General features: G+C 61.4%; 17 protein-coding genes. 15 read left to right on the top strand and 2 right to left on the bottom strand.

The features are described 5' to 3' along the window. Positions 1-73 precede the first annotated feature (73 nt). From KX729_RS20800 to KX729_RS20770, 7 genes are all read left to right on the top strand, one after another. Positions 74-2311, top strand: a complete 2238-nt coding sequence (locus KX729_RS20800; protein WP_219744406.1) for a primosomal protein N' — start codon at positions 74-76, stop codon at positions 2309-2311. 84 nt (positions 2312-2395) lie between these two features. Further along, positions 2396-2779: an AGROH133_08824 family phage infection protein gene (locus tag KX729_RS20795; RefSeq protein ID WP_219744405.1), complete on the top strand. Its 384-nt coding sequence runs from the start codon at positions 2396-2398 to the stop codon at positions 2777-2779. A gap of 262 nt (positions 2780-3041) precedes the next feature. After that, positions 3042-3608: a F0F1 ATP synthase subunit delta gene (locus KX729_RS20790; RefSeq protein WP_219744404.1), complete on the top strand. Its 567-nt coding sequence runs from the start codon at positions 3042-3044 to the stop codon at positions 3606-3608. After that, positions 3608-5137, top strand: coding sequence for a F0F1 ATP synthase subunit alpha (gene atpA / locus KX729_RS20785; protein WP_219744403.1), 1530 nt, complete (start codon positions 3608-3610; stop codon positions 5135-5137). The genes KX729_RS20790 and atpA overlap by 1 nt, the downstream gene beginning before the upstream one ends. A 30-nt stretch (positions 5138-5167) precedes the next feature. Next, the gene (locus KX729_RS20780; protein WP_219744402.1) at positions 5168-6046 is read left to right on the top strand and encodes a F0F1 ATP synthase subunit gamma; all 879 of its coding nucleotides are present in this window, start codon (positions 5168-5170) and stop codon (positions 6044-6046) included. 24 nt (positions 6047-6070) lie between these two features. Further along, positions 6071-7501, top strand: a complete 1431-nt coding sequence (atpD, locus tag KX729_RS20775; protein ID WP_219744401.1) for a F0F1 ATP synthase subunit beta — start codon at positions 6071-6073, stop codon at positions 7499-7501. 113 nt (positions 7502-7614) lie between these two features. Continuing rightward, entirely contained in the window at positions 7615-8022 is a 408-nt protein-coding gene (locus KX729_RS20770; protein ID WP_219744400.1) for a F0F1 ATP synthase subunit epsilon, read from the top strand. A 104-nt stretch (positions 8023-8126) separates the two neighbouring features. On the opposite strand, the gene KX729_RS20765 is transcribed toward KX729_RS20770, so the two are convergent. Next, positions 8127-9215 carry a sensor histidine kinase gene (locus tag KX729_RS20765; protein ID WP_219744399.1) on the bottom strand — a complete coding sequence of 363 codons (1089 nt, stop codon included), beginning with the start codon at positions 9213-9215 and terminating at the stop codon, positions 8127-8129. Positions 9216-9306: 91 nt separating this feature from the next. Further along, complete coding sequence (gene glpD / locus KX729_RS20760; RefSeq protein WP_219744669.1) at positions 9307-10821, bottom strand: glycerol-3-phosphate dehydrogenase; 1515 nt, start codon at positions 10819-10821, stop codon at positions 9307-9309. Between the two features lie 180 nt (positions 10822-11001). Here glpD and KX729_RS20755 point away from each other — a divergent pair, with 180 nt between their 5' ends. The 8 genes from KX729_RS20755 (at position 11002) to KX729_RS20720 (ending at position 21451) form a co-directional block, all read left to right on the top strand. Next, positions 11002-11895 carry a LysR family transcriptional regulator gene (locus KX729_RS20755; protein WP_219744398.1) on the top strand — a complete coding sequence of 298 codons (894 nt, stop codon included), beginning with the start codon at positions 11002-11004 and terminating at the stop codon, positions 11893-11895. Positions 11896-12057: 162 nt separating this feature from the next. Continuing rightward, positions 12058-12537 (top strand): formate dehydrogenase subunit gamma, encoded by a 480-nt coding sequence (locus KX729_RS20750; protein ID WP_219744397.1) that lies wholly within the window; start codon positions 12058-12060, stop codon positions 12535-12537. Then, positions 12534-14090 carry a formate dehydrogenase beta subunit gene (locus KX729_RS20745; protein ID WP_219744396.1) on the top strand — a complete coding sequence of 519 codons (1557 nt, stop codon included), beginning with the start codon at positions 12534-12536 and terminating at the stop codon, positions 14088-14090. The genes KX729_RS20750 and KX729_RS20745 overlap by 4 nt, the downstream gene beginning before the upstream one ends. Before the next feature lie 4 nt (positions 14091-14094). Next, a complete protein-coding gene (gene fdhF, locus KX729_RS20740) occupies positions 14095-16974 on the top strand; it encodes a formate dehydrogenase subunit alpha (RefSeq protein ID WP_219744395.1) in 2880 nt (959 codons plus the stop codon). 181 nt (positions 16975-17155) lie between these two features. Further along, a complete protein-coding gene (gene fdhD, locus KX729_RS20735) occupies positions 17156-17983 on the top strand; it encodes a formate dehydrogenase accessory sulfurtransferase FdhD (protein WP_219744394.1) in 828 nt (275 codons plus the stop codon). Continuing rightward, positions 17973-18332 carry a formate dehydrogenase subunit delta gene (locus tag KX729_RS20730; protein ID WP_219744393.1) on the top strand — a complete coding sequence of 120 codons (360 nt, stop codon included), beginning with the start codon at positions 17973-17975 and terminating at the stop codon, positions 18330-18332. Before fdhD ends, KX729_RS20730 begins: the two co-directional genes overlap by 11 nt. Positions 18333-18487: 155 nt before the next feature. Continuing rightward, positions 18488-20140, top strand: a complete 1653-nt coding sequence (locus KX729_RS20725; RefSeq protein ID WP_219744392.1) for an OFA family MFS transporter — start codon at positions 18488-18490, stop codon at positions 20138-20140. A gap of 267 nt (positions 20141-20407) precedes the next feature. Beyond that, positions 20408-21451 carry an aldo/keto reductase gene (locus KX729_RS20720; protein WP_219744391.1) on the top strand — a complete coding sequence of 348 codons (1044 nt, stop codon included), beginning with the start codon at positions 20408-20410 and terminating at the stop codon, positions 21449-21451. Positions 21452-21461 lie beyond the last annotated feature (10 nt).

Raw genomic sequence — 21461 nt, 5'->3', positions numbered from 1 at the left:
TGCGCGCCATAAAATGTCGCGCGGCGCTGTAGAGGGTTCACTTCTGTTCTCTCTTTCGGCATGGTCCCGCCGTATGGGCAAAGATTCGTCCGATCTCCTCGGCTCCCTATTTGGCGAGCTGCTACCCGAAGCACCGGCGCAGGTTCGCGTCGTGCCGGTCCTGGTGCCGTTGCCGGTGCCGGGAGCGTATAGCTATGCCGTGCCGGAAGGCATGTATGTGGAGCCGGGTTCGGTCGTGCAGGTGCCAGTCGGGCCACGCCAGCATATCGGCGTCGTCTGGGACGGCGAGAATGATGACAAGCTCGACCCGAAGAAACTGAGGCCGATCACGCTCGCCTTCGATTGCCCGCCGCTTTCCAAGGAAATGCGTGATTTCGTCGATTGGGTTTCGGCCTATACGCTCTCTCCGCCGGGGCTGGTGGCTCGTATGGCGATCCGTGCTCCCGCGGCGCTCGATCCCGAGCCGATGGTGGAAGCCTTGCGTTATCTCGGCGGCCAACCGGAGCGGTTGACGCCGGCGCGTGCCCGCGTGCTGGACCTTGCCGGTGAAGAGGAAATTCCCTGGACACGCAGCGGGCTGGCGCATGCGGCCGGCGTGTCGATGAGCGTCATCGACGGGATGACGGCACAGGGTATTTTCGAGACGATTTTTCTACCGCCGCCTCCGGTCGTGGCCAGGCCCGATCCGGACTATGCAGCGCCTCGCATCGAAGGGCCGCAGAAGGAGGCCGCAGCCGAAATCGTCGAATCCATCAAGGCCGGCGGTTTTGCCGCCTCGCTGATCGATGGCGTCACCGGCTCCGGCAAGACGGAGGTCTATTTCGAGGCGATTGCCGAGACTTTGCGGCGTGGCAAGCAGGTCCTGATCCTGCTGCCGGAAATCGCGCTGACTTCGGCCTTTCTCGAGCGTTTCGAAAACCGCTTCGGTGCCAAGCCGGGTGAATGGCATTCCGATCTGCCGCCGCGCATGCGCGAAAAGGTCTGGCGCGGGGTGGTGACAGGTGAGGTGAGGGTGGTGGCCGGCGCCCGTTCGGCGCTGTTCCTGCCGTTCGAAGAGCTTGGCCTGATCATCATCGATGAAGAACACGATCCCGCCTACAAGCAGGAAGACCGCGTCTTCTACAATGCCCGCGACATGGCCGTGGTGCGGGCGCGGATCGGCGATTTCCCGATCGTGCTGGTCTCGGCGACGCCGTCCGTAGAAAGCCAGGTGAACGGGCTTTCCGGCCGCTACACGACTGTGCACCTGCCCACGCGCTTTGGCGACGCGGCGCTGCCGGACCTGCATCTGGTCGACATGCGTCGGCATCCGCCGCAGCGTGGAGGTTTCCTCTCGCCTATCCTGCTGCGGGCGATTGCGAAGACGATCGAGCGCAAGGAACAGGCGCTGCTTTTCCTCAATCGCCGCGGTTATGCGCCGTTGACGCTCTGCCGCGTCTGCGGCCACCGTTTCCAGTGCCCGCAATGTTCGAGCTGGCTGGTGGAACACCGGTTCAAGAGCCAGATCCAGTGCCATCAGTGCGGTTATCACGAGCATACGCCGGAAGCCTGCCCGGAATGCGGCACGCTCGACCATCTCGTCGCCTGCGGACCGGGTGTGGAGCGCATTGCCGAAGAGGTGGAAAAACATTTCCCGGATGCCCGCACCATCGTCATGTCCTCGGACCTGCTCGGTGGGGTCAAGCGCATGCGGCTTGAACTGGAAGCGATCGCCAAGGGCGAGGCGGATATCGTCATCGGCACGCAGCTCGTTGCCAAGGGGCATAATTTTCCGCTGATGACGCTGGTCGGCATCGTCGATTCCGATATCGGCTTGTCGAACGGCGATCCACGGGCGGCCGAACGCACGTTCCAGCTGCTTTCGCAGGTCACCGGCCGCGCCGGGCGTACCGGCCTGAAAAGCCACGGGCTTTTGCAAACTTTCCAGCCGCAGCATCCTGTCATGCAGGCGATCGTTTCCGGTGACGCGGGCGCTTTCTACGAACGGGAAATCGCCGAGCGGGAAAAGGCGATTCTGCCTCCCTTCGGTCGTCTCGCCTCGCTGATCGTCTCGGCCGATACGCGCGCCGATGCGGAAACCCATGCGCGCGGCCTTCGTGCCGCAGCCCCTCGCGTCACCGGCATTTCCGTGCTGGGTCCGGCCGAGGCGCCGCTGGCGCTGGTGCGTGGAAGGCACCGTTTTCGTCTGCTGGTCCATGGTCGCCGCAATTCCGACATGCAGGCGTTTTTGAAGGCGATGCTGGCCAACGGGCCGAAGCAGCGGGGCTCGGTGCAGATCCAGCTGGATGTCGATCCGCAGAGCTTTCTGTAGCCCACGGCAAGGATCTGTTAACCCTGTCTTCGTGCTCATGATGCAAGCTGGCGTCAATCTACGAATCAAAGGCATGGAACTGGCATGGAACTCTACTTCCCCACTGAACTCGGCGAGCAGGTCGCCTTCATCTGCTCCGCGGCGACCGCCTTCCTCGGTCTTGTGGCTTTCCTGTTGCCGGCCTTGATGTTGCGTCTTTCGGCATTCCAGGTTGGTGAGGTCCGGCCGGAAGGATATGGCGCGGTGCGTGCCGTCGGTGGTCATCATCTCGGATTGGGACTGGCAGCCATCATGCTGGCGCAGGACTGGATCTATATGACGCTCGGCATCGCCCTTGGTTTCGCTGCAGTCGGGCGCCTGCTGTCCTGGGGTCTCGATCGGGGCTTCACGCCCAGAAATGTAGCATTTTTCTTACTTCAGGTTGTGCTTGCCAGCGGGCCTCTCGCCTATGTTTTCGGCTATATCTGACGCCTTGTTTTGATGCGGTGAGACGCAGTCTCCCGAAAATCCTTCCGTCTTCGGTATAAAATGAGGTTCAAGCCCTTGCGTCATGGGCTTTTTCCTCTATCAGGCGTGTTGCGAGTCCTTACAGCCTATGCTAGACGGACCCCGAAAGTCGGAAAGGGTAGAGCGCCTGCTCTACAGGTTCTGAGAAATAATCAAACGTTTTCAAGGTCTTGCTGCACCTCTCCCATAGGGTCTGGCGCTTGGATGGCAATACAGGGAAACTGTGCCCGTGGCTGACACGTCCCAGCTTATTTCCGGTGTAGCGGAGCGTTACGCTTCCTCGCTTTTCGAACTGGCTTTGGAGTCCGGTTCGGTCGACAAGGTCGGTTCCGATCTTGATCGTTTTCAGGCGCTGCTGGACGAAAGCGAAGATCTGCGACGTCTGGTCGCAAGCCCGGTCTTTTCCGCCGAAGAGCAGAGCAACGCCGTTGCGGCCGTCGCCGAGAAGGCTGGCATTGCCGGTCTGGTCGGCAATTTCCTGAAGGTCGTTGCCGGCAACCGCCGCCTGTTCGCGATCCCCGGCATGATCCGCGCCTTCCGCGTGATCGCCGCCCAGCATCGCGGTGAAATCACTGCCGAGGTCACCTCGGCGCATGCGCTCTCCGCAGCGCAGGAATCTGAACTCAAGTCGGCGCTGAAGGGCGTGACCGGCAAGGATGTGACCATTGCCGTGAAGATCGATCCGTCGATCCTCGGTGGTCTGGTCGTCAAGGTCGGTTCGCGTCAGATCGATACGTCCCTTCGCACCAAACTTTCCACTCTTAAGCTTGCATTGAAAGAGGTCGGCTGATGGATATCCGTGCAGCGGAAATTTCCGCAATTCTCAAGGACCAGATCAAGAATTTCGGCCAGGAAGCCGAAGTTTCCGAAGTCGGCCAGGTTCTCTCCGTCGGTGACGGTATCGCCCGTGTCTACGGTCTGGACAATGTCCAGGCCGGCGAAATGGTCGAGTTCCCGGGCGGCATCCGCGGCATGGCGCTGAACCTCGAAGCCGACAATGTCGGCGTCGTCATCTTCGGTTCCGACCGTGGCATCAAGGAAGGCGATACCGTCAAGCGGACCGGCGCCATCGTCGACGTTCCGGTTGGTCCGGAACTGCTCGGCCGCGTCGTCGACGCGCTCGGCAACCCGATCGACGGCAAGGGCCCGATCAATGCGACCCGCCGCTCGCGCGTCGACGTCAAGGCTCCGGGCATCATTCCGCGCAAGTCGGTTCATGAGCCGATGTCGACCGGCCTCAAGGCCATCGACGCTCTGATCCCGGTCGGCCGCGGCCAGCGCGAGCTGGTCATCGGTGACCGTCAGACCGGCAAGACCGCGATCATTCTCGACGCGATCCTCAACCAGAAGGCCATTCACGACAACGGTCCGGAAGGCGAAAAGCTGTTCTGCGTCTACGTCGCTATCGGCCAGAAGCGTTCGACTGTTGCCCAGTTCGTCAAGGTTCTCGAAGAGCGCGGCGCCCTGCAGTATTCGATCATCGTTGCCGCAACGGCTTCTGATCCGGCTCCGATGCAGTATCTCGCACCGTTCGCCGGTTGCGCGATGGGCGAATATTTCCGCGATAACGGCATGCACGCGCTGATCGGTTACGACGACCTTTCCAAGCAGGCCGTCGCCTACCGTCAGATGTCGCTCCTGCTGCGCCGTCCTCCGGGCCGCGAAGCTTATCCGGGCGACGTTTTCTATCTCCATTCGCGCCTTCTCGAGCGCGCCGCCAAGATGGGCGACGCTGCCGGTGCCGGCTCGCTGACCGCTCTGCCGGTTATCGAAACCCAGGGTAACGACGTTTCGGCGTTCATTCCGACCAACGTGATCTCGATCACCGACGGCCAGATCTTCCTCGAAACCGACCTGTTCTATCAGGGTATCCGTCCGGCCGTTAACGTCGGTCTGTCGGTTTCCCGCGTTGGTTCCGCCGCACAGATCAAGGCGATGAAGCAGGTTGCCGGTTCGATCAAGGGCGAGCTTGCCCAGTATCGTGAAATGGCAGCCTTCGCCCAGTTCGGCTCCGACCTCGATGCCTCGACGCAGCGCCTGCTCAACCGCGGCGCCCGCCTGACCGAACTCCTGAAGCAGCCGCAGTTCTCGCCGCTGAAGACGGAAGAACAGGTCGTGGTGATCTTCGCAGGCGTCAATGGCTATCTGGACAAGATCGCCGTGACCCAGGTCGGCAAGTTCGAACAGGGCCTGCTCTCCTACATGCGTTCCGAAGGCAAGGCGATCCTCGACACGATCCGTGCCGAGAAGCAGCTGTCGGACGACACCCGCGCGAAGGTCAAGGCAGCTCTCGACAGCTACGCCAAGTCGTTCGCCTGAGACCGGATCAAAGCTAAGGACCGATAACGGATGCCTTCACTTAAGGATCTGAAAAACCGGATCGCCTCCGTCAAGGCGACGCAGAAGATCACCAAGGCGATGAAGATGGTCGCCGCGGCGAAGCTGCGCCGTGCGCAGGAAGCGGCCGAGGCCGCTCGTCCTTATGCGGAACGGATGAACAAGGTGTTGGCCGGCCTTTCGGCCGCCAATGCCGGCAATGCGGAAGCGCCGCTGCTGCTTTCGGGCACGGGCAAGGATCAGGTTCACCTCCTGATCGTCGCGACCGGCGAACGCGGTCTGGCCGGGGGCTTCAACTCCTCGATCATCCGCATGGCCCGCGATCATGCGCTGAAGCTGCTTGCCCAGGGCAAGACGGTCAAGATCCTGACCGTCGGCCGCAAGGGCAACGACATCCTGCGCCGCTCGTTCCGTGAGAACATCGTCGACTACGTGACGTTCCGCGAAGTGAAGTCGCTCGGTTTCGCTCAGGCGGACGAAGTGGCTCACAAGGTTCTGGCACTGTTCAACGCCGGCGAATTCGACGTCGCGACGCTGTTTTACGCGCGCTTCCAGTCGGTGATCGCCCAGGTGCCGACCGCGAGCCAGATCATTCCGGCGAAGTTCGAGACCACCGGGACGGCGGATGCTTCCTCGGCGCTCTACGAATACGAGCCGAGCGAAGAGGAAATCCTCGAAGACCTGCTGCCGAAGAACATCGCGGTGCAGATCTTCCGGGCGCTTCTCGAAAACAACGCTTCCTTCTATGGCGCGCAGATGTCCGCAATGGACAACGCAACGCGCAATGCCGGTGACATGATCAACAAGCTGACGCTCTCCTACAACCGTCAGCGGCAGGCACAGATCACCAAGGAACTCATCGAAATCATTTCGGGCGCGGAAGCGCTCTGAGGTACCAGAAAGAGGGTATGAATCATGGCTAACGCAACGGGCACGTCCCTCGGCAAGGTAACCCAGGTTATCGGCGCTGTCGTCGACGTCGCGTTCGACGGCGAACTGCCGGCGATCCTGAATGCGCTCGAAACCGAGAACAACGGCAACCGCCTCGTTCTCGAAGTCGCGCAGCACCTCGGCGAAAATTCCGTCCGCACCATCGCGATGGACTCGACCGAAGGTCTTGTCCGCGGCCAGCAGGTAACGGATACGGGCGCTCCGATCACCGTTCCGGTCGGTCCGGAAACGCTCGGCCGCATCATGAACGTCATCGGCGAGCCGGTTGACGAAGCCGGTCCGCTCGTCACCTCAGGCAAGCGCGCCATCCACCAGGAAGCACCGTCCTACGTCGAGCAGTCGACCGAAGGCCAGATCCTGGTCACCGGCATCAAGGTCGTCGACCTTCTCGCTCCTTACGCAAAGGGCGGCAAGATCGGCCTCTTCGGCGGCGCAGGCGTCGGCAAGACCGTTCTGATCATGGAACTGATCAACAACGTCGCCAAGGCGCACGGTGGTTATTCGGTGTTTGCGGGCGTGGGTGAACGTACCCGCGAAGGCAACGACCTCTACCACGAAATGATCGAATCGGGCGTCAACAAGCATGGCGGCGGCGAAGGTTCCAAGGCAGCCCTCGTTTACGGCCAGATGAACGAACCGCCGGGCGCTCGCGCTCGCGTCGCTCTGACCGGTCTGACTATCGCTGAAGACTTCCGCGACAAGGGCCAGGACGTTCTGTTCTTCGTCGACAACATCTTCCGCTTCACCCAGGCAGGTTCGGAAGTGTCGGCTCTGCTCGGCCGTATTCCTTCGGCCGTGGGTTACCAGCCGACGCTCGCCACCGACATGGGCCAGATGCAGGAACGCATCACCACCACGACCAAGGGTTCGATCACCTCGGTTCAGGCCATCTACGTTCCCGCCGACGACTTGACCGACCCGGCGCCGGCAACCTCGTTCGCCCACTTGGACGCAACGACGGTTCTGTCGCGCTCGATCGCCGAAAAGGGTATCTACCCGGCCGTCGACCCGCTCGACTCCACCTCGCGCATGCTCGACCCGATGGTTGTCGGCGAAGAGCATTACGAAATTGCCCGTAAGGTGCAGACGACTCTGCAGCGCTACAAGTCGCTGCAGGACATCATCGCCATCCTCGGCATGGACGAACTGTCCGAAGAGGACAAGATGACCGTTGCCCGCGCCCGCAAGATCGAGCGCTTCCTGTCGCAGCCGTTCTTCGTCGCCGAAGTCTTCACCGGTTCGCCAGGCAAGCTGGTTGCTCTAGAAGACACGATCAAGGGCTTCAAGGGCCTCGTCAACGGCGATTACGACCATCTTCCGGAAGCTGCCTTCTACATGGTCGGCTCGATCGAAGAAGCCATGGAAAAGGCAAAGAAGCTGGCTGAAGCCGCTTAATAGCCGACAAGACGGCGCGCGGGACACCGGTTCGGCGCGCCAATTCCGCATAAGAGACTCAAGCCTGCGCCGGACATTATTTTCGCGCGGGAAAATCGGGGAAGTGGACCTTCATGGCCGACGCTTTCAACTTTGAACTGGTTTCGCCCGAGCGTCTGCTCGTTTCGGAGAAGGTCTCCGAAGTGGTGATCCCGGCAACGCTTGGCGAAATGACGGTGCTGGTCAATCACGCGCCGACGATGACGACCATCAAGCCGGGCGTGGTGACCGTGAAGCTCGCTTCCGGCCAGGTCAACAAATACGTCGTATTCGGCGGTTTTGCAGACATCCTGCCGAACAGCTGCACGCTGCTCGCAGAATCGGCTGTTGCCGCCAGCGAGCTGACCCGCGACACGCTGCAGAAGCGCATTGAATCGACGCAGGCCGATATTTCCAAGGCCAACGGTGACGAGCACAAGACCAAGCTCGAGCAGTTCCTTGCCGAACTGACGCATCTCAACGGTATCGTTGTCGGTGCCTGATAGGACCCAACGGATCTGAGATTTGATCAGCTGGAAAAATATGAGGCGGCCGAAAGGCCGTCTTTTCCTTTGTTGTCGCTCATTCCACGCAAGCTGCCTGCAAGTCAGTGTTCCAACCGATCGACGATCTGGTTGCGATCGGTGACCATCGTGTAATACAGCCCGGACGGGTCATAGCTTAGCGTAGCCGTCCCCCCGAAGTCACCCGGAACGACCCGCTCGATGAGGAGCGAGCCAAAACCCTTCCGGGTCGGCGGCTCGACGATCGGGCCATTCTTTTCCTCCCAGCTGAACTGAAACTTGCCGTCATCACCATCGGTTACCGACCAGGCGATGCGCACATCGCCCACCGAGGTGCTGAGCGATCCGTATTTGATGGAATTGGTGGCAAGCTCGTTGATGGCGAGCGCAAGGGATAGAGCCTGTCTCTCGGAAAGCCTGATCCGCGGGCCTTCAACGGTCATCTGCTTTTGGCTGGCCTCATGTGGTGAGAGCGCGCCGCTGACGATATCGCCGATCGCGGCACTGGCTCGGCCGGTGCCGGTCAAGGCGTCGTGGGTATTGGCAAGCGCCGTCAGCCGCAGCATCAGCGCTTCTTTCACCGGCCCGGCATTGGGCAGGCGACGAAGCGTCTGGTTGACGATCGAGGTCACCATGGCGAGTGTGTTCTTGATGCGATGTTGCAGTTCGGCATTCAGGACGCGGGACTGTTGCTGGATTTCCACCTTGCCGGTCGTTTCGACAACCGTATCCAACAAGCCGGCAAGGCGTCCCTGGTCATCGCGCAACGGGCTGTAGCAGAAGGTGAAATAGGCTTTTTCTGTCCTGCCGAAGCGATTGATCTCAAGGGGAAAGTCCTCGATGAAAGTCGCTTCTCCGGCATAGGCTCGGTCGGCAATACTGCCGATCTCGTCCCAGGCCTCTTGCCATATCTCGTAAAACGGCCGACCCATCGCCTCAGGCTTGTTGCCGAGAATCGGCCGGAAAGCATCGTTGTAGATCGTCGTATAATCCGGGCCCCAGACGATCGCAGCAGGGAAGTGCGAGTTGAGGATGGTCGAGACGGTTGTCTTGAGGGCGACCGGCCATGTTTCGATCGGCCCGATCGGCGTCTTTGCCCAATCCACATCCCTGATGGCTTTGACGACCGCACCGCCGCCTTCGAGGAAATAGAGAGGGTTGAAATCGTGCACTGCCAATCCTTGTCGGGCTTATATCACTTCACGATCATAAACTTGTCCAGCGAGGATGTTTTGGCAAGGTTTGGCGGGTGTTGATTTCGGTTCAGACGTTCTGTTTGAGCGCAAGAACGTGTTGCTCCAGCGCTCTCGCCTCCTCTGCTGTCAGCCGCAGCCCCAGCTTGGTGCGGCGCCAGAGAATATCCTCCGCCGTCATCGCCCATTCCTCGGCCATCAGGTAGCGGATCTCTGCCTCGTAAAGCCCTGCGCCGAAATGCCGGCCAAGATCAGCTTCGCTCTTGGCTTCGCCGAGTAGCTTGGCGGCACGGGTGCCGTAATGGCGGGTAAGGCGTGTGGCAAGTTCATCGCTGAGAAAGGGATAGCGGTTTTTCAGGCCAGCCGCCTGCGCCGCACGACCGGTGACGGCGAATTCGCCGCCGGGAAGCTTGCTCGTCGCGGTCCACGGTTTGCCGCTGACGCCGATCGCTTCGCCGATCTTTTCCAGCGCATGTTCGGAAAGCCGGCGATAGGTGGTGAGCTTGCCGCCAAAGACGTTGAGGATCGGCGCTTGGCGCTTGGCGTCCTCGACCTTAAGCACATAATCGCGGGTCGCTTCCTGGGCCTTGGAAGCGCCGTCGTCGAAGAGGGGGCGCACGCCGGAATAGGTCCAGATGATATCCTCGCGCCTGACCGGCTCGGCGAAATATTCGCTGGCCGCATTACAGAGATAATCGGTCTCCGCCTCGCTGATCGCCACATCCTTGGGATCGCCCTGATAATCGCGATCGGTCGTGCCGATCAGCGTGAAATGATCTTCGTAGGGAATGGCGAAAATGATGCGGTTGTCCGGGTTCTGGAAGAAATAGGCGCGCTCGCCCTCGAACTTCCTGCGCACGATGATGTGGCTGCCCTGGACGAGGCGGACATGGCGTTTCTCGTTTTCGCCGGTAATGGCGATGACGTTGTCGACCCATGGGCCGGAGGCGTTGACCAGCATGCGAGCGTATCGGGTCTGTGTTTCCCCGGTCACTTCGCTGCGCAGTTCGATGCGCCAGAGATTATTCTCCCGGCGCGCAGAGAGGACGCGGTGGCGCGGCAGGATGGTCGCGCCACGATCGGCGGCATCGCGGGCGTTCAGCACCACGAAACGGGCGTCATCCACCCAGCCATCGGAATATTCGAATGCGGTGGAGAAGACCGGCTTCAGCGCCTTGCCGGCGGGGTCGGTGCGCAGGTCCAACGTCTTCGTGCCCGGCAACAGTTTGCGGCCGCCGAGATTGTCGTAAAGAAAAAGGCCGAGGCGGATCAGCCAGGCGGGGCGGATGCCGCCCCTCTGGAACGGCAGCACGAAGCGCAGCGGCCAGATGATATGCGGCGCCATCGCCCAGAGGATTTCGCGTTCCATCAGCGATTCCCGCACCAACCGGAATTCATAATGCTCCAGATAGCGCAGGCCGCCATGGATGAGTTTGGTGGCGCGCGAGGATGTGCCGGAGGCGAAATCGTTCATCTCGGCGAGCGTCACGGAATAACCGCGACCGATAGCATCACGGGCGATGCCGCAGCCGTTGATCCCGCCGCCGATCACGAAAAGATCGGTGACATCCTGCTGGTTTTTCATCTCAGGCGAATTCATGTTTAGGGCGTTCAAGGGAGCCTCTTCCGGCGGGTCGGCGTGGACCTGACAATCAAGCTTCAGCCAATCGCCGACGTAAAGCAAGTTTTGATGACAGCAGTTCGTCAGGCCTTCGCTTGTATCTTGGGCTTTGGCAGGTTAGCCGTTTATGACGGAGGATCGCCGATGATCGACAAGCTGGAATTCTTCATTGCGCTGGCCCGCGAAGCGCATTTCGGCAGGGCGGCGGAAGAATGCGGCATTTCACAGCCCTCGCTTTCGGCAGCGATCCGGCAGTTGGAGGAACAGCTCGGTGTGCAGCTCGTGGTTCGCGGTTCGCGATACCAGGGCCTGACGCCGGAAGGCCAGCGCGTGCTGGAATGGGCCAAGCGCATCGTGGGCGACGCGCGCACCATGCGCGAGGAAATGCGGGCGGCCCGCAAGGGCCTCGCCGGGCATATCCGGCTTGCCTCGATCCCGACGGCACTCGCCATGATCCCGCGTCTGACCGAGCCGTTCCAGGCAAAACACCCGGATGTCACCTTTTCCGTCGTGTCGCGCAATTCGCTGCAGGTTCTGTCGCAGCTCGACAATTTCGAGATCGACGCGGGCATCACCTATCTCGACAACGAGCCGCTCGGGCGGGTTACCAGCGTGCCGCTCTATGCAGAGACCTACAATCTGGTGACGGCCGCGGGGGCGCCGCTGGCGGATCGGGAAAACGTCACCTGGAAGGAGATGGCCGATCTTAGGCTCTGCCTATTGACGCCGGACATGCAAAACCGCCGGATCATCAACCAGCACCTTGCCGAAGCCGGTATTACGGTGAAGCCGATGCTCGAATCAAATTCGATGGTGGTGCTGCTTTCGCATATCGGCACCGGCCGCTGGGCCAGTATCATGCCGCGCAATGTCGCCCGATCCTATGGTTTTGCCAAACAAATCCGCACGATCCCGATCGTCGAACCGGAGGCCAGCCATATCGTCGGGCTGGTCGCAACACACCGCGAACCCTTTACGCCACTGGTCTCGGCGCTGCTGCACGAGGCGCGTAGCCTCACTCCAGCCGCTATGGCTTGATAGTTTTTTTCTATCGCGTAACCGATCTCCTTTATTGACGGTTGTGACCCACGTTGCAACACTCGCCCTCAGTTGGCGTGGTCAGACTGTCGTACGCTGCTCAGAATTCTGATCCTGTGACCGTCGGAGGGCGGACGCCGGATCAGCCGGGAGGCCAAGTCTATGAATATTCGCGTTTCCGCCGGTTCCGTTACCGAGCGGTCGCTTGAGATCATTCGGGATCTGAAGCATCTGGAAGGCCCGATGCTGCCGATCCTGCACGCCATTCAGGCGGAGTTCGGCTACGTGCCGGACGAGGTGAAACCGGTCATCGCCAGCGAGTTGAACCTGTCGCGTGCCGAAGTACACGGTGTTGTGACCTTCTATCACGAGTTCCGCGATCATCCCGCCGGCCGGCATGTCCTAAAACTCTGTCGCGCCGAAGCCTGCCAGTCGATGGGCAGCGACCGCATTGCGGATCGCGCCCGGCAGATGCTCGGTATCGACTTCCATCAGACGACGCTGGACGGCGCGGTGACGCTCGAAGCCGTCTACTGTCTCGGCCTCTGCGCCTGTGCGCCCGCCGCCATGCTGGACGGCGAGGTCTATGGCCGGGTCGATGAGCACTGTCTTTCCGAAATCGTTGCGGAGGTGCGCCGATGACGGTGAAAATCTTCGTTCCGCGCGATGCTGCCGCGCTGGCACTCGGTGCCGAGAAGGTGGCAAAAGCGATTGCCCAGGAGATTGCGGCTCGCGGGCTCGATGTTAAGGTCGTGCGCAATGGTTCGCGTGGAATGCTGTGGCTGGAGCCGCTTGTCGAGGTCGAAACGGACAAGGGCCGCGTGGCCTATGGACCGGTGAAAGCCGCCGATGTGGCCGGGCTCTTCGATGCCGGGCTGCTCGAAGGCAAGAGCCACAACCTCTGTCTCGGGCTGACGGAGGAAATCGACTTCCTTCGTCAGCAGACGCGCCTGACCTTTGCCCGCTGCGGCATTACCGATCCGCTGTCGATCGCAGATTATCGCGCCCATCGTGGTTTTGCAGGTCTCGAGAAGGCCATTGCGATGGCCTCCGCCGATATCGTCAAGCAGGTCACCGATAGCGGTCTGCGCGGTCGCGGCGGCGCGGGTTTCCCGACCGGCATCAAGTGGAAGACGGTGATGGATGCGGCGGGACCGCAGAAATATATCGTCTGCAATGCCGACGAGGGTGACAGCGCGACATTTGCCGACCGGATGATCATGGAGGGTGATCCCTTCGTGCTGATTGAAGGCATGACGATTGCCGGCATCGCGACGGGAGCCACGAAGGGCTACGTCTACACCCGCTCGGAATATCCGCACGCGATCGCGACGATGACCGAAGCGGTGGAAATCGCCCGCGCGGCGGGTTTCCTCGGCGCATCTGTCATGGGTTCGAAATACGCTTTCGACATCGAGATCCGTTCCGGCGCCGGCGCTTATGTCTGCGGCGAGGAGACCTCGCTGCTCAATTCGCTGGAAGGCAAGCGCGGCATTGTGCGCGCCAAGCCACCGCTCCCGGCGCTGCAGGGTTTTCTTGGCCGGCCGACGGTGGTCAACAACGTCATTTCGCTCGCCTCAGTCCCGGTGATCATGGACCAGGGCGCTGAGTATTATAAAAACTTCGGCATGGGCCGTTCGCGTGGCACGATCCCGATCCAGATTGCCGGCAACGTCAAGCATGGCGGGCTTTATGAGGTCGCCTTCGGCCTGACGCTCGGCGAGATCGTCGACCGGATCGGCGGCGGTACGGCGACAGGACGGCCGGTGAAGGCGGTGCAGGTCGGTGGGCCGCTTGGAGCTTATTTCCCGCGTGCGCTGTTCGATACGCCGTTTGATTATGAATCGTTTGCGGCCAAGGACGGATTGATCGGCCATGCCGGCATCACCGTGTTCGACGATTCTGCCGACATGTTGAAGCAGGCGCGGTTCGCGATGGAATTCTGCGCCATCGAAAGCTGCGGCAAGTGCACACCCTGCCGTATCGGCTCGACCCGCGGTGTCGAGACGGCCGACAAGATCAGGGCTGGCATCGAGCCGGAAAAGAACAAGGTGCTGCTGGCGGACCTTTGCAACACCATGAAATTCGGCTCGCTCTGCGCGCTCGGCGGGTTCACGCCCTATCCTGTCATGAGCGCGATGAACCATTTCCCGGAGGATTTCGCTCCAACACCCCTTATCGAAGCGGCGGAGTAACATCATGTCCCTCGTTCATGAAATCGACTACGGCACACCGGCTTCCCGTTCCGAAGCCCAGGTAACGCTCACCATTGATGGCCGCGCCATCACTGTGCCGGAAGGCACCTCGATCATGCGCGCCTCGATGGAGGCCGGCATTCAGGTGCCGAAGCTTTGCGCCACCGACATGGTCGACGCATTCGGCTCCTGCCGCCTCTGTCTCGTGGAGATCGAAGGCCGCAACGGAACGCCTGCTTCCTGCACCACGCCGGTCATGCCGGGCATGGTGGTTCACACCCAGACAGGCCGGTTGAAGGATATCCGCAAGGGCGTGATGGAGCTTTATATCTCCGACCACCCGCTCGACTGTCTGACCTGCGCCGCCAATGGCGACTGCGAATTGCAGGACATGGCCGGCGCAGTGGGCCTTCGCGATGTGCGTTACGGCTACGAGGGTGACAACCACGTCAAGGCCCGCAACGGCGGCGATATCAACGCCAAATGGATGCCGAAGGACGAGTCGAACCCCTATTTCACCTACGACCCTTCGAAATGTATCGTCTGCTCGCGCTGCGTCCGTGCCTGCGAAGAAGTACAGGGGACGTTTGCGCTGACCATCGAGGGCCGCGGCTTCGAGAGCCGTGTCTCGCCCGGTGCGCATGAACATTTCCTCGATTCCGAATGCGTCTCCTGCGGCGCCTGTGTGCAGGCCTGCCCGACGGCGACGCTGACCGAAAAGTCGGTGATCGCGATCGGCCAGCCGGAGCACTCGGCAGTCACTACCTGCGCCTATTGCGGTGTCGGCTGCTCGTTCAAGGCAGAAATGCGCGGCGAAGAACTGGTGCGCATGGTGCCCTACAAGGACGGCCAGGCGAACCGCGGCCATTCCTGCGTCAAGGGCCGCTTTGCCTACGGTTATGCGACCCACAAGGACCGCATCCTCAACCCGATGATCCGCGAGAAGATTTCCGATCCGTGGCGGGAAGTGACCTGGGAAGAGGCCTATGCCCATGTGGCCTCCGAGTTCAAGCGCATCCAGTATCAATACGGCCGCGAGTCGATCGGCGGCATCACCTCGTCGCGCTGCACCAATGAAGAAACCTTCCTGGTTCAGAAGCTGATCCGCGCCGGTTTCGGCAACAACAATGTCGATACTTGCGCCCGCGTCTGCCATTCGCCGACTGGTTATGGCCTCGGTCAGGCTTTCGGTACGTCTGCCGGCACCCAGAATTTCGATTCGGTCGAGCATACGGATGTGGTCGTCGTCATCGGCGCCAACCCGACGGACGGTCATCCGGTGTTCGGTTCGCGACTGAAGAAGCGGCTGCGCCAGGGCGCGAAATTGATCGTCATCGATCCGCGTCGCACCGATCTCGTCAAGTCGCCGCATATCGAAGCGGCTTATCACCTGCCGCTGCTGCCGGGCACCAATGTCGCCGTGATGACGGCGCTTGCGCATGTCATCGTCACGGAAGGCCTGTTTGCCGAACAATTCATCCGCGAACGCTGCGACTGGTCGGAATTCGAGGACTGGGCTGCCTTTGTCTCGGAAGAGCAGCACAGCCCGGAAGCGATCGAGAAGTTCACCGGCGTGAAGCCGGAGCTGATCCGCGGCGCGGCTCGGCTGTTTGCGACGGGCGGCAACGGCTCGATCTATTACGGCCTCGGCGTTACCGAGCACAGCCAGGGTTCGACCACCGTCATGGCGATCGCCAACCTTGCGATGGTCACCGGCAATATCGGCCGTCCGGGCGTCGGCGTGAACCCGTTGCGCGGCCAGAACAATGTGCAGGGCTCCTGCGACATGGGTTCCTTCCCGCACGAACTGCCGGGATACCGCCACATCTCCGACGATGCGACCCGCGATATCTTCGAAAAGCTCTGGGGCGTGACGCTCAACAACGAGCCGGGCCTGCGCATCCCCAACATGCTGGATGCAGCCGTCGAAGGCACGTTCAAGGGCATCTATATCCAGGGCGAGGACATTCTCCAGTCCGACCCTGATACCAAGCATGTTTCGGCCGGTCTCGAAGCGATGGAATGTGTCGTGGTTCACGACCTCTTCCTCAACGAGACCGCCAATTACGCGCATGTCTTCCTGCCGGGTTCGACCTTCCTGGAAAAGGACGGCACGTTCACCAATGCCGAGCGCCGTATCAACCGCGTCCGCAAGGTGATGAGCCCGAAGAACGGTTATGCCGACTGGGAAGTCACCCAGAAGCTGGCGCAGGCCATGGGTCTGAACTGGAACTACACGCATCCGTCGCAGATCATGGATGAAATCGCTGCCACGACGCCGAGTTTCGCACTCGTCTCCTACGACTATCTGGAAAAGATGGGCTCGGTTCAGTGGCCGTGCAACGAGAAATTCCCGGTCGGTTCGCCGATCATGCATGTGGACGGTTTCGTGCGCGGCAAGGGCAAGTTCATCCGCACCGAATATGTCGCGACCGATGAGCGCACCGGCCCGCGCTTCCCGCTGTTGCTCACCACCGGCCGCATCCTCAGCCAGTACAATGTCGGCGCCCAGACGCGGCGGACCGAAAACGTCGCCTGGCATGCGGAAGACCGGCTGGAAATCCATCCGCATGATGCCGAGCAGCGTGGGGTGAAGGAAGGCGACTGGGTAAAGCTTGCCAGCCGTTCGGGGGACACGACGCTCAGGGCGCTGATCACCGATCGCGTGGCGCCGGGCGTGGTTTATACGACCTTCCACCATCCGGACACGCAGGCGAACGTCATCACCACCGACTTCTCCGACTGGGCGACCAATTGTCCGGAATACAAGGTGACGGCGGTGCAGATTTCGCCGTCGAACGGGCCGACGGAATGGCAGGAAGATTACAACGAGCTGGTGCGGCGGTCTCGTCGGATCGCGGGGAAGATGGAGGCGGCTGAGTAGTGATTGTGCGAGGTCGTGGCACCCCCCTCTGCCCTGCCGGGCATCTCCCCCTCAAGGGGGAAGATTGGCTGGGCGCACGGGCTTCCTCCAATCTTCGGCGCTTAAATGAAGCGAGGCAGTGCCACGATTCGATCTCCCCCCTTGAGGGGGAGATGCCCGGCAGGGCAGAGGGGGGCGCCTTTTGACCACCCACAAAACCACCGCCACCGCCCCCGAAATCTCCCGCCGCAACGGCGTCACACGTGCCAGCTCCCGCATCGTCCCCGAAGAAGTGCCGATCGCATTTTCCTATGGCGGCTCCACCCATGCCGTGATGATGGGTACCCCGGCGGATCTCGAAGACTTCGCGGTCGGCTTCAGCCTCACCGAAGGCATTATCGCCTCCATGGCGGAGATCGAGGAGATCAATGTCCTGGATGAGGGCCGTGGTCTCGATGTGCAGGTGACGCTGGCCGAGGACAAGGAAGATGCGTTGCGCGCTCGTCGCCGCAGCATGGCGGGTCCGGTCGGCTGTGGGCTTTGCGGTATCGAGTCGATCGATCAGGCAATGCGCGTCGTGCCGGATGTTTCCGGCATCGCCATGACGCTGACGCCGAAGGAAATTGCCGAGGCGGTGGCCGCGCTAAACGTTGCGCAGCCGCTGCATGCGCAAACCCATGCGGTGCATGGGGCAGGGTTCTTCATCCCCGGCCATGGACTGGTTGCCGTGCGCGAAGATGTCGGCCGCCATAATGCACTGGACAAGCTTGCCGGGGCCGCCATTCGCAAGGGTGTCAGAGGCGCGGACGGCGTCGTGGTCGTCACCAGCCGCATTTCGGTCGAGATGGTGCAGAAGACGGCGATCCTCGGAAGCGCGGTGCTCATCGCCATTTCCGCGCCGACGGCGCTTGCCATCCGCACGGCAGAAGAGGCGGGCATGACGCTCATCGCGCTGACGCGCGGCGAGGATTTCGAAATTTTCACGCGCACCGACCGCGTCAGTACCGGAGTTGTCGCCAATGTCGCATGACAAAAGCCCCGAACAGCTGGTGATGGACAAGATCGTCCGGATGGCCAATCAGATCGCCACCTTCTTCCTGTCGCAGCCGGAAAACGTGCGCGCGGAAGGGGTTGCCACCCATATCAACAAATTCTGGGAGCCGCGCATGCGCCGGCACCTTTTCGAGCATCTCGACCGGGGCGGGGAAGGTTTTCTTCCGCTCGTCATCGAGGCGTCAGCCCTCATACGCCGGCCAGAGGCCAAGGTCGGCGAGGGCGTCGGCGTCGGTCTGGATGCCGCAAAAGGCGCGCCGGGCGGCAAGGGACCAGGAGCAGGCGAGTCGCTTTCCGAACCCAATATCCCGGAGAGCGCCGCATGAGGTCAGCCTTTACACAGGAGGGGAGCCTGTCGCATCGATCCGAAAATCGTTTTCGATCTTCGGAAAATACGATGCGCCAAAACTAAGTTCTACAGCGCTGCGCGCTGTGGGAGCGGGATAGCGCGAAGCCATCATCCAGAGGGAGGATAGATTACATGGCAGTTGCAACGAACGAGGGCCTGGCCGGCGATGTCGGGCTCCTCGATAGGGAACGTATTATCGCAAAACCGGGCTTCAACCGCTGGCTCGTGCCGCCGGCGGCGCTCGCAATTCACCTTTGCATCGGCATGGCATACGGCTTCAGCGTGTTCTGGCTGCCGCTTTCCAGGGCCATTCCGGGTGCTGCAGATCCATCCTGCGCCAGTCTGAACCTGTTGTCTGCTCTGTTTACGACAAGCTGCAACTGGCGCGTGGCGGATCTGGGCTGGATCTATACGCTGTTCTTCGTGCTGCTCGGCTGCTCGGCGGCCATCTGGGGTGGTTGGCTGGAGCGGGTCGGCCCGCGCAAGGCCGGTTTCGTGTCCGCCTGCTGCTGGTGCGGCGGCATTCTCGTCGCGGCAATCGGTGTCATGACACACCAGCTGTGGCTGATGTGGGTGGGTGCCGGCGTCATCGGCGGCGTGGGTCTCGGCCTCGGTTACATCTCTCCGGTCTCGACGCTCATCAAATGGTTCCCGGACCGCCGCGGCATGGCGACCGGGATGGCCATCATGGGCTTCGGCGGTGGCGCGATGATCGGCGCTCCGCTCGCAAACCTGCTGATGAACTATTTCAAGACCGATGTTTCGGTCGGCGTCTGGCAGACTTTCGTCTGCATGGCGGTGATCTATTTCTGCTTCATGATGGGGGGTGCCTTCGGTTACCGCATTCCGCCGGCCGGCTGGCGTCCGGAAGGCTGGACACCACCGGTCTCCAAGTCGACGATGATCACCACCAAGCACGTGCATCTTCGCGATGCGCACAAGACGCCGCAGTTCTGGCTGATCTGGGCTGTCCTGTGCCTTAACGTCTCGGCCGGTATCGGCGTGCTCGGCATGGCTTCGCCTATGCTGCAGGAAATCTTCGCCGGCTCGCTGATCGGCCTGCCGAACCTCACCTTCTCGCAACTTGATGTGGGTCAGAAGGCACAGATCGCCACGATCGCCGCCGGTTTCGCCGGTCTTCTGTCGCTGTTCAACATCGGCGGGCGTTTCTTCTGGGCGTCGCTCTCCGACAAGATCGGCCGCAAGAATACCTATTACTGCTTCTTCATCATCGGCATCGTGCTGTATGCGCTTGCGCCGACCTTTGCCACGATGGGCAACAAGGCGCTCTTCGTTCTGGCCTTCGGCATCATCCTGTCGATGTATGGCGGTGGTTTTGCGACCGTACCGGCCTATCTGGCCGATATATTCGGAACGCAGTTCGTGGGCGCGATCCATGGCCGTCTGCTGACGGCATGGGGCACGGCGGGCATTCTTGGACCGGTCGTCGTCAACTACATCCGCGAAGCACAGATCGCCGCCGGTACGGCGCCGGGACCGGCGCTTTATACCGGCACGATGTATATCCTCGCCGGCATGCTGGTGCTTGGCCTGGTCGCGAACTCGCTGGTGCGGCCGCTTTCCGACAAGTGGTTTATGTCGGATGCGGAAGTCGCCTCGCTGCAGGCGAAGACGGCTGCTGCGAATGCAGGTCCGACCGGTTCGTTCGGCATCGGCACCGGCGGCTTCGACGGCAAGGCGGCATTGGCCTGGGCTGTCGTCGGCATCCCGCTTCTGTGGGGTGTCTGGGTGACGCTGAAGAGCAGTTTCGTCCTGTTCGGCTGATCCTGCCGATATGTGTGAAACGAAAGGGCGGCTTGGCCGCCCTTTCTCGTTTGCGGGACATCCAACAAGCCAAAATATCGCGCGCACGAAAAGTTGAAATCAAAAACGGAGGATCCTCCGATTGACGGTGCGCGATTTCGATCTAGATTGTAGCTCGGAGTCGGGCGGCGTCTTCTCGGCGTCTTTCCCAAGTCGCGGCGTGCCTCGCCGCTGCTCCATACGACCAAACATATCTATTTCAGTCCTCGGTGCATACGGGAGTTCTCCATGCGCTACAATCAATTGGGCAATACAGGTCTTTTTGTTTCCGAGCTTTGCCTTGGCACGATGACATTCGGCGAGAACCAGGAGGGTGCTGTCTGGAGCGCCGTTGCAGGTCTCGATCAGGAAGCCTCCGACAAGATTGTCGAGCGGTCGCTGGCTGCCGGCATCAACTTCATCGATACCGCCAATGTCTATTCGCAGGGCCGTTCGGAAATCACCCTCGGCCAGGCGATCAAGAATCTCGGCGTCGCCCGCAAGGACGTGGTGATCGCCACGAAGCTGCATGGCCAGATGGGCGACAAGCCGAACGATCGCGGCTCCTCCCGCGGTCATATCATGGATTCCGTCGAGCAGAGCCTGGAGCGTCTGCAGATGGATCATATCGACCTCTATCAGGTGCATGGCACGGATACCGTGACGCCGATTGACGAGACGTTGCGGGCGCTGGACGATCTCGTGTCGCGCGGTCTCGTGCGCTATATCGGCCTGTCCAACTGGGCGGCCTGGCGGATTGCCAAGGCGCTCGGCATTTCCGAGCGCAAGGGTTTTGCCCGTTTCGAGACGGTGCAGGCCTATTACTCCATCGCCGGTCGCGATCTGGAGCGCGATATCGTGCCGATGATGCAGGAAGAGAAGATGGGGTTGATGGTCTGGTCGCCGCTGGCCGGCGGTCTCCTTTCCGGCAAATACGGCCCGGGCGCTGCAAACGAAGGCCGCCGCGCGACCTTCGATTTCCCGCCGGTCGACAAGGACCGAGCCTGGGCCTGCGTCGCGGCGATGCGCGAAGTCGGCACCAAGCATGCTGCAAGCGTTGCGGAAGTGGCGCTCGCCTATATCCTCGCCAAGCCCTTCGTTACCAGCGTCATCATCGGTGCCAAACGGCTGGACCAGCTGGACGAGAACCTGAAGGCGGTGAAGCTGAGGCTCGACGCGGATGACATGACGAAGCTGGACGAGGTCAGTGCGCTGCCGCCGGAATATCCGGCCTGGATGCTTACGCGTCAGGGCGCCGGGCGCCGTCCGGCTCCATTTGAGCCGAAGGACTGATCATAAAAAG

Source organism: Neorhizobium populisoli (assembly GCF_019430945.1).
GTDB lineage: Bacteria > Pseudomonadota > Alphaproteobacteria > Rhizobiales > Rhizobiaceae > Neorhizobium > Neorhizobium populisoli.
This window is presented reverse-complemented; position numbering and strand designations above follow the sequence as displayed.

Excerpts from the sequence above, each read along its gene's own strand:
- KX729_RS20800 (WP_219744406.1), top strand. The coding sequence starts at position 74 with ATGGGCAAAGATTCGTCCGATCTCCTCGGCTCCCTATTTGGCGAGCTG.
- KX729_RS20795 (WP_219744405.1), top strand. The coding sequence starts at position 2,396 with ATGGAACTCTACTTCCCCACTGAACTCGGCGAGCAGGTCGCCTTCATC.
- atpA (WP_219744403.1), top strand. The coding sequence starts at position 3,608 with ATGGATATCCGTGCAGCGGAAATTTCCGCAATTCTCAAGGACCAGATC.
- KX729_RS20780 (WP_219744402.1), top strand. The coding sequence starts at position 5,168 with ATGCCTTCACTTAAGGATCTGAAAAACCGGATCGCCTCCGTCAAGGCG.
- atpD (WP_219744401.1), top strand. The coding sequence starts at position 6,071 with ATGGCTAACGCAACGGGCACGTCCCTCGGCAAGGTAACCCAGGTTATC.
- KX729_RS20770 (WP_219744400.1), top strand. The coding sequence starts at position 7,615 with ATGGCCGACGCTTTCAACTTTGAACTGGTTTCGCCCGAGCGTCTGCTC.
- glpD (WP_219744669.1), bottom strand. The coding sequence starts at position 10,821 with ATGAAAAACCAGCAGGATGTCACCGATCTTTTCGTGATCGGCGGCGGG.
- KX729_RS20755 (WP_219744398.1), top strand. The coding sequence starts at position 11,002 with ATGATCGACAAGCTGGAATTCTTCATTGCGCTGGCCCGCGAAGCGCAT.
- KX729_RS20750 (WP_219744397.1), top strand. The coding sequence starts at position 12,058 with ATGAATATTCGCGTTTCCGCCGGTTCCGTTACCGAGCGGTCGCTTGAG.
- KX729_RS20745 (WP_219744396.1), top strand. The coding sequence starts at position 12,534 with ATGACGGTGAAAATCTTCGTTCCGCGCGATGCTGCCGCGCTGGCACTC.
- fdhF (WP_219744395.1), top strand. The coding sequence starts at position 14,095 with ATGTCCCTCGTTCATGAAATCGACTACGGCACACCGGCTTCCCGTTCC.
- KX729_RS20730 (WP_219744393.1), top strand. The coding sequence starts at position 17,973 with ATGTCGCATGACAAAAGCCCCGAACAGCTGGTGATGGACAAGATCGTC.
- KX729_RS20725 (WP_219744392.1), top strand. The coding sequence starts at position 18,488 with ATGGCAGTTGCAACGAACGAGGGCCTGGCCGGCGATGTCGGGCTCCTC.
- KX729_RS20720 (WP_219744391.1), top strand. The coding sequence starts at position 20,408 with ATGCGCTACAATCAATTGGGCAATACAGGTCTTTTTGTTTCCGAGCTT.